The organism is Intrasporangium sp. (assembly GCF_036566125.1).
GTDB lineage: Bacteria > Actinomycetota > Actinomycetes > Actinomycetales > Dermatophilaceae > Intrasporangium.
Genome location: NZ_DATCWX010000240.1, coordinates 15,113 through 27,640 on the forward strand (window position 1 = coordinate 15,113; position 12,528 = coordinate 27,640).

The window sequence follows — 12,528 nt, forward strand, 5'->3', positions numbered from 1 at the left end:
GATCAGGCCTCCGCCTTCGCCGCCGCCTTGGCGCGGGCGGCCGTGCGAGCACGGTCGGTCGCGCCGAGGACGACCTTGCGGATGCGGACGGCCTCCGGGGTGACCTCGACACATTCGTCCTCGCGGCAGAACTCCAAGCACTGCTCGAGGCTGAGCCGGCGTGGCGGCACGATCTTCTCGAAGCTCTCGGCCGTCGAGGACCGCACGTTGGTCAGCTTCTTTTCCTTGGTGATGTTGACGTCCATGTCGTCGGATCGGGAGTTCTCGCCGACGATCATGCCCTCGTAGACCTCGGTCGTCGGCTCGACGAACAGGGTGCCCCGCTCCTGGAGGTTGACCATGGCGTAGGCGGTGACGACTCCGCTGCGGTCGGAGACGAGGGAGCCGCTGATCCGAGTCGTGATCGGCCCGAACCACGGCTCATAGCCCTCGAAGACGTGATGGGCGATGCCGGTGCCCCGGGTCTCGGTCAGGAACTCGGTGCGGAAGCCGATGAGCCCGCGCGAGGGCACGAGGAACTCCATGCGGACCCAGCCCGTGCCATGGTTGGTCATCTGCTCCATCCGACCCTTGCGCGCGGCGAGGATCTGGGTGATCGTCCCGAGGAACTCCTCCGGCGTGTCGATGGTGAGCCGCTCGACGGGCTCGTTGATCTTGCCGTCGATCTCACGGGTGACGACCTGCGGCTTGCCGACGGTCAGCTCGTAGCCCTCTCGACGCATCTGCTCGACGAGGATGGCGAGGGCGAGCTCGCCGCGCCCCTGCACCTCCCAGGCATCGGGACGCTCGGTCGGCAGGATCCGCAGGGACACGTTGCCGACCAGCTCCCGGTCCAGGCGGTCCTTGACCATCCGAGCCGTCACCTTGGAGCCACGGACCCGACCGACCATCGGGCTGGTGTTGGTGCCGATCGTCATCGAGATGGCGGGCTCGTCGACGGTGATGAGCGGCAGGGGAACCGGGTTGTCGGGGTCGGCGAGGGTCTCACCGATGGTGATGTCGGGGATACCGGCGACGGCGATGATGTCCCCTGGTCCGGCGCTGTCGGCCGGCTTGCGCTCGAGCGCCTCCGTCATGAGCAGCTCGGTGATCTTGACCCGCTGCTGGGAGCCGTCGCGGCGGCACCACATCACCTGCTGGCCCTTCGTGATCGTCCCGTTGTGGACGCGGAGCAGTGCCAGTCTCCCAAGGAAGTTCGACGCGTCGAGGTTGGTGACGTGGGCCTGGAGCGGCGCCTCGTCGTCGTAGGTCGGTGCCGGGATGGTGTCGAGGATCGTCGCGAAGAGCGCCTCGAGGTTCTCGCCGTCGGGCAGGCCGCCGTCCTCCGGCCGGTTGAGCGACGCCCGGCCCGCCTTGGCGGAGGCGTAGACGATCGGGAAGTCGATCTGGTCCTCGGTGGCGTCGAGGTCGAGAAACAGCTCGTAGGCCTCGTCGACGACCTCGGCGATCCGGGAGTCCGGGCGGTCGACCTTGTTGATGCAGAGGATCACGGGCATCTTCGCGGCGAGTGCCTTGCGGAGCACGAACCGGGTCTGTGGCAACGGTCCCTCTGAAGCGTCGACGAGCAGGACGACCCCGTCGACCATCGACAGGCCGCGCTCGACCTCGCCGCCGAAGTCGGCGTGACCCGGCGTGTCGATGATGTTGATGGTGGCCCCGTCGGTGAGTCCGCGCTCGAGGGCAGCCTTGCCCCGGTAGTGCACCGCCGTGTTCTTCGCGAGGATCGTGATGCCCTTCTCGCGCTCCAGGTCCCCGGAGTCCATCGCCCGCTCGTCGACGTGCTGGTGCTCGCCGAAGGCCCCTGACTGCCACAGCATCTTGTCGACGAGGGTGGTCTTGCCGTGGTCGACGTGGGCCACGATGGCGACGTTGCGGATGTCCGCACGGGTCTGCAAGGGCATGGGGGACAGTCTCTCAGGGTTTGGAGGTGGCGCTGAACGCGCCGCCGAGCCGTTCGGCGAGCGCCCCGACGATCGGCAGGTCGGCGGGCAGCCAGGCCACGTCGTAGAGGTCAGCGGGGCCCAGCCACCGCAGCTCGTCGTGGTCCTCGATCGGCGCGGGCTCGCCCTCGACGACTTCGGCGGTCCAGACGAGCATCTCGTAGCGGTCACCGAGCGCCCACGTCGTGCCGGGCAGCGGACCGGGGACGTGGCGCCCGAGCCGGATCGTCACGCCGAGCTCCTCGAGCACCTCACGGTGGAGCGCGGAGAGCGGCGACTCCCCCGCGTCGACCTTGCCGCCGGGCAGCTCCCACCCGCCTGCGAGGGAGGACGGCTCGGTGCGCCGCGCCGCGAGCAGGCGAGTCGGATGCTCGAGGTCGTCGACGATGGCGGCGCCGACGACGAGCAGCAGCGAGGAGCGTGGGCCGTGGGTCGACCCGGTCGGCACTGTGCTGTCCTCTGGGCTCATGGCGGCACCGATCGTGTCACACCCCTCGCACGGCAGCCGTCGACGTGCACGTCATCCCGTCACTCGACCCGTGCCTGCAGGAGGCGTCAAGCGCGGTTGCGTATCGGACGGATAAACATTGTCCGCGATGTGGGATTTCCGTCCCGATCTTCACTAGGTTCGTCCCCAGCCGGTCGCGGCGGTGCCATGTGCTGCCGTGGAAGGTCTCCTCTTGGCCGTCCCACTCCAGGGCCGCCTTTGCACTAGAGCGAGGTAAAACATGAAGTTCTTCCGGAAGGCCGCCCCGGTCGCGATCCTCGCGACCGCCGCGCTGGCCCTCGGGGCGTGCGCCCAGTCCGAGCGTGACACCGGCACCACCGGCGCCACCAACGGCGGCGGCGCGAGCGGTGGCACCCTCACCTTTGGTGCCGCCGGAGCCCCGAAGCTGTTCGACCCCTTCTACGCCACCGACGGCGAGACGTTCCGCGTGACGCGCCAGATCTTCGACGGGCTGCTCAGCATCAAGCCCGGCACCGCCGAGGTCATTCCCGGCCTCGCAGCCGAGCTGCCGACGCCGTCCGCGGACGGGCTCAAGTGGACCTTCAAGCTCCGTACGGGGGTGAAGTTCCACGACGGCACCGACTTCAATGCCGACGCCGTCTGCAAGAACTTCGAGCGGATGTTCGACCAGAACCCAGCCGCGCAGAGCAGCGCAGCCTCCTACTGGTCCGACGTCATGGGTGCCTTCAAGGACAAGGCGGCCGACGCGCTCTACCAGGGCTGTAGCGTCACCGACCCCACGACCGTCGTCATCTCGGTCAGCCGGCCCACCTCGAAGTTCCCGACCGCCCTCAGCCTGTCGTCGTTCTCGATGCAGAGCCCGACCGCCATGGAGAAGGGCAACGCCAACGACGTCAAGGCGCAGGGTGACGGGTTCGTCTTCCCCGCGTACTCGCAGAACCCGGTCGGCACGGGCCCGTTCAAGTTCCAGGGCTACGACCAGGCCAACGGCACCGTGACGCTGGTCCGCAATGACAACTACTGGGGCGAGAAGGCCAAGCTGGACAAGCTCGTCTTCAAGGTCATCCCCGACGAGTCCACCCGTCGCCAGGAGCTCAAGGCCGGCAGCATCCAGGGCTACGACCTGCCGAACCCGGTCGACTGGCAGGGCCTCAAGGACGAGGGCAACCAGGTGCTCGTCCGCCCGGCGTTCAACATCCTCTACATGGGCCTCAACCCGAAGAAGAACCCGAAGCTCGCCGACCTCAAGGTCCGCCAGGCGCTCTACTACGCGCTGAACCGGGACCAGCTCGTCAAGACCCAGCTCCCTGAGGGCGCCTCGGTCGCGACGCAGTTCATCCCGGACACCGTCAAGGGCTACAACAAGAGCCTCCAGCCGGTCCCGTACGACAAGGCCAAGGCCCAGCAGCTGCTCAAGGAGGCCGGCGCCGAGGGACTGCAGCTCCAGTTCGCCTACCCGACGGAGGTCTCACGTCCGTACATGCCAGACCCGCAGAAGATCTTCGAGGCGCTGCGCACCGACCTCGAGGCCGCCGGCGTCAAGGTCACGGTCGTCGCCAAGCCGTGGAACGGCGGCTACCTCGAGGGCATCGACCAGGGCCTGTTCGACGCGTGGATCGTCGGGTGGACCGGCGACTACGACTCGGCGGACAACTTCATCGGCACCTTCTTCTCGTCGGACCAGAACGACTTCCAGACCCACAGCCAGCCGTGGGGCAAGGAGCTGTCAGACAAGCTCAAGGCCGCTGACGCGATCATCGACCCGGACAAGCGCGCCGCCGCTTACGAGCAGGTCAACAAGGACATCATGGAGATGTACCTGCCTGGTCTGCCGCTGACGCACTCCCCGCCGGCGATCGTCGTCGGCCCGAATGTCCAGGGCCTGGTCGCGTCCCCGCTGACAGCCGAGGAGTTCGACACGGTAACCGTCAGCGGCAAGTGATCCCCACCCGAGACCTCATCAGGTAGGGACACTTCACATCGGCCGGGGGCCGTCCCAAGATTGGGACGGCCCCCCGTCGTGAGAAAGGATGGCGCCTGACCATGTTGCGATACCTCGTGCGACGGCTGCTCCAGATGGGCGGCGTGGTCGTGGTCCTCTCGATGCTGCTCTTCATGTGGTTGCGAGCCCTGCCCGGTGGCCCGGTTTCGGCGCTGCTCGGTGAGCGGTCCACCCCCGAGCGAGCCGCGGAGCTGTCCCACGCGCTCGGGCTCGACCAGCCGATCTACGTGCAGTACTGGAACTACGTCACCCGCATCGCCCAAGGCGAGTTCGGTCCGTCCACGGGTGTGCTCCCGGGTCGCGACTCCTTCGAGATCTTCCTGACCCGCTTCCCGGCCACGATCGAGCTCAGCATCCTTGCCATGCTGCTCGCTGTCACTTTCGGCATCCCGCTCGGCTACTACGCCGCGCGGCGCAAGAACAGCTGGCTCGACAACGTGTCCGTCATGGGCTCGCTCGTCGGCGTGGCGGTGCCCGTCTTCTTCCTCGCCTTCATGCTCAAGCACTGGTTCGCCGTCGAGCTCCAATGGCTACCGGTCTCCGGACGTCAGGATCCGACGATTGACGCGACCAGGGTCACCGGGTTCTTCGTCCTGGACGGCATCCTCACGCAGGAGTGGGACGCGGCCTGGGACGCCGTCAGGCACCTCATCCTCCCCGCCATCGCCCTGGCCTCGATCCCCTTCGCCGTCATCTTCCGGATCACCCGGGCCTCGGTGCTCGACGTCGTCGAGGAGGACTACGTCCGAACCGCCAACGCCAAGGGACTCACCTCGAGGGTGATCCGCGGGAGGCACATCCTGCGGAACGCGCTGTTGCCCGTCGTCACGACGATCGGCCTGCAGACGGGGGCCCTGCTGGCCGGAGCGGTCCTCACGGAACGGGTCTTCAGCTATCCCGGAATCGGGCAGGCCCTCGCATCCGGTATCGAGCTGCGTGACTATCCGGTCCTCCAGGTGCTCATCCTGGCCGCGGCCGCCATCTTCGTCGTCGTCAACCTCATCGTGGACATGACCTATGCCGTCATCGACCCCCGCATTAGGACGAGGTGATCTGCCGTGAACCAGTTCCCTGAAGAGACTCCTGGGCAGACTCCGGAACGGCCCTCGGAACCGGGCCGCTTCTTCGGCAACCGCAAGAAGGACCGCATCGACCAGCTTGCCGAGACCGCGGGACACACAGCCTCCCCGTCCCCCGCCGGCACCGGCACCGTCACTGACACCGTCACTGACACCGTCACGGTGGCCGATGCCGGCCGCGTCGCCGGCGGAGAGGGCCAGTCGCTCATCGCCAGCGCGTGGGCGCGGCTGCGCCGCAACCCGATCTTCCTCACCGGCGCCGCCATCACCTTCGTCTTCGTCGTCCTGGCCGTCATCGGTCCCTGGATCGCGCCGCACGACCCGGCCGCGCAGCCGCTGCTCGACCAGGTCCGGCCCCAGACCAACCCGGTCCCGCAGGCCCAGCCTGGCTTCCCGCTCGGTGGTGACACGGTCGGGAGAGACCTCTTCTCGCGCCTCCTCGTCGGCGCTCGCCAGACCCTCATCGTCGGCGTCCTCGCGACCTTGGGCGGCCTGCTCGGCGGCCTCATTCTCGGCACGCTCGCCGGCGCAATCGGCGGACGCGTCGACACGGTCATCATGCGCATCGTCGATGTCATGCTCTCGATCCCCGGCCTGATCCTTGCCGTCTCGATCGCGGCGATTGCGGCGAGCCCCAGCCAGACAACGGTCATCATCGCCATCGCGGTGGTGCAGATCCCGATCTTTGCCCGTCTTCTGCGTGGGTCGATGCTGGGCCAACGGGCGAGCGACCACGTCCTCGCTGCCCGCGCCCTTGGCGTCAGACCCCGCGCCGTCGTCTTCCGGCACATGCTGCCGAACTCGCTGGGCCCGGTCATCGTCCAGTCGACCCTCGTCCTGGCCACGGCGATCATCGAGGCAGCCGGCCTGTCCTTCCTCGGTCTGGGCAACCCCGACGACCGGCAGCCGGAGTGGGGGCAGATGCTTGGGAACGCCCAGCAGCTCGTTGGCGCCTACCCGCATCTGGCCATCTATCCCGCGCTGTGCATCATCGTCGTGGCCCTCGGCTTCACCCTCATGGGAGAGTCGCTGCGCGAGGCCCTCGACCCGAAGAGCCGGAGGTGACCGGGGTGTCCCAGATCATCGCGTCCACGAGTGCAGCCGACCGCCAGAGCTACCGTGGCGATGAGCCGCTGCTCCAGGTGCGTGGCCTCACGGTCAACTTCACGCGGTCCGGCGAGGAGCCCTTCACCGCGGTCGATGGCATCGACTTCGACGTCCACCCCGGGCAGACCGTCGGTCTCGTCGGGGAGTCGGGCTGCGGCAAGTCCGTTACTTCGCTCGCGATCATGGGCCTGCTGCCGAAGCGCGGCAACCGGGTCGAGGGCGAGGTCCGTTTCGCCGGCACGGACCTGCTGCGGCTGTCCGACGCGGACATGCGCGACCGGCGGGGCAAGGACCTGGCGATGATCTTCCAGGACCCGCTCAGCTCGCTCAACCCGGTCGTCCCGGTCGGCCTGCAGGTGGCCGAGGTGCTCGAGCGGCACAAGGGCATGTCGCGCAAGGCCGCCATGGGCGTCGCCCGGGAGATGCTCGACAAGGTCGGCATCCCCGACCCGATCCGCCGGCTGAAGGACTACCCGCACCAGATGTCCGGCGGGATGCGCCAGCGCGCCCTCATCGCCATGGCCCTGGCCTGTGAGCCGCGCCTGCTCATCGCCGACGAGCCGACGACCGCCCTCGACGTGACGATCCAGGCGCAGATCCTCACCCTCCTGAAGAACCTCGTCGAGGAGACCGGTACCGCCCTCATCATGATCACGCACGACCTCGGCGTGGTCGCCGGCCTCTGCGACGAGGTCAACGTCCTCTACGCCGGGCGCATCGTCGAGCGCGCCGAGCGGCACCCACTCTTCGAGCGCCCGCGCCATCCGTACACGCATGGCCTGCTCGAGTCCATTCCCAAGCTCGGGGTCGGTCGCGGCGAGCGGCTCAACCCGATCCCCGGCTCGGTGGCGGACAACCTGCCGTGGACGAGCAGCTGTGCCTTCACCCCGCGGTGTCCCAACGCCATCGAGACGTGCCGGCAGCAGACACCACCGCTGGTGGAGGACTACGGTCGTGCCCTGCGCTGCTTCAATCCCGTGGAGGTGAGCCGATGACCTCGACCGTGAACCCGGATCACGACACGAGCGGGGCGGCCGAGACCGAGACTGATCGCCCGGACGTGCTCCTCGACGTCCGAGGGGTCAAGGTGCACTTTCCGATCAGGAAGGGCGTCATCTTCGACAAGGTCATCGGCCACGTGTACGCGGTCGACGGGGTGGACCTGCAGATCCGGCGCGGTGAGACATACGGCCTCGTCGGTGAGTCCGGCTGCGGCAAGTCGACCCTGGGTCGGGCCATCCTCAACCTCGAGCCGCCGACCGAGGGTTCGGTGCGATTCGACGGGGTGGACATCGCGAGCCTCAAGGGCGAGGAGCTGCGACGCAAGCGGCAGGACCTCCAGATGGTCTTCCAGGACCCGATGAGCAGCCTCGACCCGCGGCAGTCGGTCGAGTCTCTGCTCCTCGAGTCCATGAAGGCGCACGGCCTCGTCCAGGACGGAGCCGCCGCTGGCCGGCGCCTGCGTGAGCTGCTCGCCGCTGTCGGACTGCCCCCAGCGGCGCTGAAGAAGTACCCGCACGAGTTCTCGGGTGGTCAGCGCCAGCGGATCGGCATCGCCCGGGCGCTCTCGGTCAACCCGAAGCTCATCGTCGCGGACGAGCCCGTCTCCGCGCTCGACGTGTCCGTGCAGGCCCAGGTCATCAACCTGCTCGAGGACCTCCAAGGGGAGTTCGGTCTGACGTACCTCGTCATCGCCCACGACCTCGCCGTCGTGCGGCACATCAGCGACCGCGTGGGGGTGATGTACCTCGGGGCGCTCGCCGAGGAGGCACCGGCCGACGATCTCTACGCGCGGCCGCTGCATCCGTACACCCGTGCGCTGCTCTCGGCCGTGCCGGTGCCCGATCCGGTCGTCGAGGACCAGCGGGAGCGGATCCTGCTGACGGGCGACCTGCCCTCCCCGGCCAACCCACCCTCCGGCTGCCGCTTCCACACCCGCTGTCCGTGGCGTCAGCCGACGCGGTGCGATACAGAGCGACCGGCGTTGCGCGTCGTCAACATCGACAGCGTCCCCGAGGACCACCGTGTGGCCTGCCACTGGGCGGAGCAGATCGCGTCGGGCGAGCTGCGCCCGCATGAGGTGCAGGCCGTAGCCGTCGAGCAGACGGCGGCGTTGGTCGACGAGGGCGGCTCGCCCATCATGGGCCCGACCTCCATCGGTGAGATCGGCTGACGGTCCGGGGCGCCGCTACGAGGGGTGTCCCTCCGCGTCGGCCTCGGTCTCGGCGAACTCGAGGCCGTGCCGCGCCAAGGCCTCGGCCCAGGCCTTCATCGCCTTCGGGCCGACCCCGTGCAGCCCGGCGATCGCCGTCGCCGGATGACGGGAGAGGTCCTGGAGCGTGCGGATTCCGGCTGCCTCCAGCGCTCGGTCGGCCGGGGCCGAGACGTGGGGCACCTCGAGGTCGGGCATGGCCGCATCCCTTCGTCGGTCGGCTGTCCAACCATGATGCACACTCGGTGCGCCCTCGGGCGCGCTGAGCGAGCGATGGGCTGGGAGCGAGCCCAGCGGCATACGGCATCTGACGTGTCCCCAGACACAGGAAGAGGTGCCACTCGCTCGGGGGTCCGAGTGGCACCTCTTTCACCCTCAACAGCGCACGAGGACTGGATCGCGTTACACCTCACGTACAAGGAATTTTTTTCCGCGTGTTTCCAGCCCAGGGAAGCAACCGACGGCATGAACAGTTGAACGTTCTATGAATGTCGACATCTGGTCCGATATCGCCTGCCCGTGGTGCTTCATCGGCAAGCGCCGCTTCGAGAGGGCACTCGCCGAGTTCCCGCACCGTGACGAGGTGACGGTCACGTGGCACAGCTACCAGCTCGACCCGACCATCCCGGAGCACTATGACGGGAGCGAGCTCGACTACCTGGCGAAGGTCAAGCGGATGGACCCGGCGCAGGTCCGCGGCATGCTCGACCACGTGACCTCGACGGCCGAGACCGAGGGGCTACAGTACGACTTCAACACGCTCGTGGTGGCCAACAGCTTCGCGGCGCACGAGCTGCTCCACCTCGCGAAGGAGCGAGGGGTCGCCGGCACGGTCAAGGAGGCACTGCTGTCCGCCCACTTCGAGAAGGGCCAGGACATCGGTGACCGACAGGTGCTGGTCGCCATCGGCGCCTCGGCCGGTCTCGACGCCAGCGAGGTGAACGCCGCGCTCGACAGCCGCCGCTACCGCGAGGCGGTCGACGACGACATCCGGAAGGCCCGCAGCCTCGGCATCCAAGGCGTGCCGTTCTTCGTGATCGAGAACAAGTGGGGCATCTCCGGCGCCCAGCCGGCCGAACTCTTCTCCCAAGCCCTTGACCAGGCGTGGCGTGAGACCAACCCGCTCGTCATGGTGCAACCCGACGGCGACGACCCTGCCGCCTGCGGGCCGGACGGCTGCGCCATCTGACCCTTCCCTGACATCTGGAGACAGGTCTCGGTCCTGTCACGACCCGTTCAAGGAGGACCCCTTCGGACTGGACGCCGACGGTCCGGGGGTTACTGTGAAGTAGACACTCGGTGACCAAGGAGGCGTGGTGAGCTCGATCCGTCCGCGGGAGGTGACCCTGCACGGCCACAAGCTGTCGTACGTCGACAGCGGGTCCGGCGAGGCGATCCTGTTCGTCCACGGTCTGCTTGGCTCGCACCGCAACTGGCGCCATCTTGTCGACCGCCTCGACAACACCAACCGCGTCATCGTGCCGGATCTCTTCGGACACGGCGCCTCCGAGAAGCACGAGGGGGACTACTCCCCCTCCGCCCAGGCCGCGACCCTGCGGGACCTCATCAACCGCTTGGACATCGACCGGGTGACCATCGTCGGGCATTCCCTCGGGGGTGGCATCTCGCTCGCCTTCTGCTACCTCTTCCCGGACCGGGTCGAGCGTCTGGTCCTCGTCGGGACCGGCGGGCTGGGGCGTGAGGTGAGCCCTGCGCTGCGGGCTGCCACGCTCCCCGTTGCCGACTGGGTGCTGCCCGTCATCGCCTCGCCATGGGTGCGCGGCGGTGCCGAGCTGGTCGGCCGGGGGCTGTCCCTCTTCGGCTGGCGGGCGAGTCATGACATCCGCGCGGCCTGGGAAGGCTTCACCGAGCTGAGCGATGCCGACGCCCGGCGGGCGTTCCTGGCGACGACGCGTGCCGTCATGAACTCCCACGGGCAGACCATCGCGGCCCACGAGTACCTGCTCGAGCTCGCCGAACTGCCGGTCCTCGTGGTCTGGGGCACCAACGACATGGTCATCCCGGTCGATCACGCGAAGCGCTTGGGCGAGCTCGCACCGGCGTGCCGGGTCGAGATCTTCGACGGCGCGGGCCACTTCCCCCACCTCGACCAGCCGGACCGCTTCGCCGACGTGCTACGCGCGTTCATGGCGACCACGGACCGGGGCGATGAACCGCCGCCGGGTTCGGTGCCCACCGGTGACTCAGCGGGTCGGAGGGCACCGCGGCGCCGGGGGACTCGGTCCCCTCGTCGCGGGGGCACTTCCACCACCCGGGAGGATCGCCCGGCCTGAGCCGCGCGCACGAGCGGGCCGTTGGACGTCAGGGGGCAGTGCAAGAGGCGCCAGTCGCTCGGGGTATGACTCGCGCCTCTCTCGTCAGGGCCATCTGTCCCCGCGCGGGGTGCGTTACACGAACGCTCTCGGCTGCCGTCGAGGGCCGAGTCGCTTCATGCGCGATCCATGACGGTCTGAGGCGAGCACACGCGGATGGGTACGGTCCTTGGGTCCGACCGGTCCGAGCGACCCCATGCGACGAGAGGGATCCAGGGAATGAGCCCCGACGATGTGATCATCGCAGGGCGCTACGTCCTGCTCGAGCGCATCGGTCTCGGCGGGATGGGCTCGGTGTGGCGAGCGCAGGATGAGCGCCTTGAACGAACCGTCGCCGTGAAGTTGTTGCACCTTCCTCCGGGCGCGAGCGAGTCGGAGGCCAGGGTGGCCAAGGAGCGGGCGATGCGGGAGGCCCGCATCACCGCTCGTCTCCACCACCCTCATGCGGTCCCTGTCTTCGACGTCGTCGAGCACGAGGGACAACCCTGCTTGGTCATGCAGTACCTCCCCTCCAGAACGTTGCAGGAAGTGCTCGCCGAGAGCGGGACCTTGCCGGTCGATGAGGCCGCGCTCATCGGTGCCGAGGTCGGTTCGGCGTTGACCGCCGCGCACGCCGTCGGAGTGGTGCACCGTGACGTCAAACCGGCCAACATCCTCATCACCGAGGACGGATCGGCCAAGATCAGCGACTTCGGCATCTCGCACGTGCTCGGCGATGCCCGGTTGACCTCGACCGGCATGCTGACGGGCACGCCGGCATATCTGGCGCCGGAAGTGGCCCGAGGTGAGCCATCCTCGACCGCGTCGGACGTCTATTCCCTGGGCGCGACTCTCTTCGCCGCCGTGGAGGGCTCGCCGCCGTTCGGGATCGACGAGAATCCGATGGCGTTGCTGCATCGGGTCGCCTCCGAGCCGTTGACCCCGCCTGCCAGGGCCGGAGCCCTCACGCCCGTGCTCCTCGCCATGCTCGAACGCGATCCCGCGGCACGCCCCGCGATGGCCGAGGCGGTCGAGTCGCTCCAGCGACTCGACCTGTCGGCTCCGTTGGAGGAGCAGCCAACCGCCCCGATCTCCCCTGTCACGACGATGCCATTGCCAGCCGGCCCCACTGGCCCGGCGGCACCACCAACAGTCGCGATGGGAACGCCTGCCGCGGATCGACCGCCCGCCGCGGCCGACGCGGCCGGCGCCACCGCGCTCACCGGCTCGCCATTGTCTCGCCCGACGCCGTCAACCCCACCGCCTGCCAACAGTGAACGCACTGACCGTCGGTCCCGCCGAGGGATCGCGGTGCTCGTCGCGCTGGCGGCCATCGCGGCCGTTGGCTTCCTGGCCCTTCAGGCTCTCCTGGGCGATGACGGCCGAACACCTGCTGCCGCGCCACCC

11 protein-coding genes are annotated in these 12,528 nt (G+C 68.6%); 8 read left to right on the plus strand and 3 right to left on the minus strand.

The annotated features are described in order from the left end of the window. Window positions 1-2: 2 nt before the first annotated feature. Window positions 3-1,901, minus strand: coding sequence for a translational GTPase TypA (gene typA / locus VIR15_RS14775; protein WP_331928995.1), 1,899 nt, complete (start codon window positions 1,899-1,901; stop codon window positions 3-5). Between the two features lie 13 nt (window positions 1,902-1,914). Further along, window positions 1,915-2,409 (minus strand): (deoxy)nucleoside triphosphate pyrophosphohydrolase, encoded by a 495-nt coding sequence (locus VIR15_RS14780; protein ID WP_331928998.1) that lies wholly within the window; start codon window positions 2,407-2,409, stop codon window positions 1,915-1,917. Between the two features lie 259 nt (window positions 2,410-2,668). Here VIR15_RS14780 and VIR15_RS14785 point away from each other — a divergent pair, with 259 nt between their 5' ends. The 5 genes from VIR15_RS14785 (at window position 2,669) to VIR15_RS14805 (ending at window position 8,770) form a co-directional block, all read left to right on the plus strand. Then, window positions 2,669-4,351 (plus strand): ABC transporter substrate-binding protein, encoded by a 1,683-nt coding sequence (locus VIR15_RS14785; protein ID WP_331929000.1) that lies wholly within the window; start codon window positions 2,669-2,671, stop codon window positions 4,349-4,351. A gap of 101 nt (window positions 4,352-4,452) precedes the next feature. Next, window positions 4,453-5,463, plus strand: a complete 1,011-nt coding sequence (locus VIR15_RS14790) for an ABC transporter permease (RefSeq protein WP_331929002.1) — start codon at window positions 4,453-4,455, stop codon at window positions 5,461-5,463. 6 nt (window positions 5,464-5,469) lie between these two features. Further along, a complete protein-coding gene (locus VIR15_RS14795) occupies window positions 5,470-6,555 on the plus strand; it encodes an ABC transporter permease subunit (RefSeq protein WP_331929005.1) in 1,086 nt (361 codons plus the stop codon). 5 nt (window positions 6,556-6,560) lie between these two features. Then, window positions 6,561-7,592, plus strand: coding sequence for an ABC transporter ATP-binding protein (locus tag VIR15_RS14800; protein ID WP_524538102.1), 1,032 nt, complete (start codon window positions 6,561-6,563; stop codon window positions 7,590-7,592). Next, the gene (locus tag VIR15_RS14805) at window positions 7,589-8,770 is read left to right on the plus strand and encodes an ABC transporter ATP-binding protein (protein WP_331929008.1); all 1,182 of its coding nucleotides are present in this window, start codon (window positions 7,589-7,591) and stop codon (window positions 8,768-8,770) included. The genes VIR15_RS14800 and VIR15_RS14805 overlap by 4 nt, the downstream gene beginning before the upstream one ends. Before the next feature lie 15 nt (window positions 8,771-8,785). On the opposite strand, the gene VIR15_RS14810 is transcribed toward VIR15_RS14805, so the two are convergent. Continuing rightward, window positions 8,786-9,007 carry a helix-hairpin-helix domain-containing protein gene (locus VIR15_RS14810; RefSeq protein WP_331929010.1) on the minus strand — a complete coding sequence of 74 codons (222 nt, stop codon included), beginning with the start codon at window positions 9,005-9,007 and terminating at the stop codon, window positions 8,786-8,788. Window positions 9,008-9,293: 286 nt separating this feature from the next. On the opposite strand from VIR15_RS14810, the gene VIR15_RS14815 reads away from it, so the two are divergent. From VIR15_RS14815 to VIR15_RS14825, 3 genes are all read left to right on the plus strand, one after another. Next, complete coding sequence (locus VIR15_RS14815; RefSeq protein ID WP_331929013.1) at window positions 9,294-9,998, plus strand: DsbA family oxidoreductase; 705 nt, start codon at window positions 9,294-9,296, stop codon at window positions 9,996-9,998. Between the two features lie 127 nt (window positions 9,999-10,125). Beyond that, the gene (locus VIR15_RS14820; RefSeq protein WP_331929015.1) at window positions 10,126-11,103 is read left to right on the plus strand and encodes an alpha/beta fold hydrolase; all 978 of its coding nucleotides are present in this window, start codon (window positions 10,126-10,128) and stop codon (window positions 11,101-11,103) included. A 258-nt stretch (window positions 11,104-11,361) separates the two neighbouring features. Beyond that, window positions 11,362-12,528 (plus strand): serine/threonine-protein kinase (locus tag VIR15_RS14825; RefSeq protein ID WP_331929018.1); only part of this gene is annotated, 1,167 nt, incomplete at its 3' end.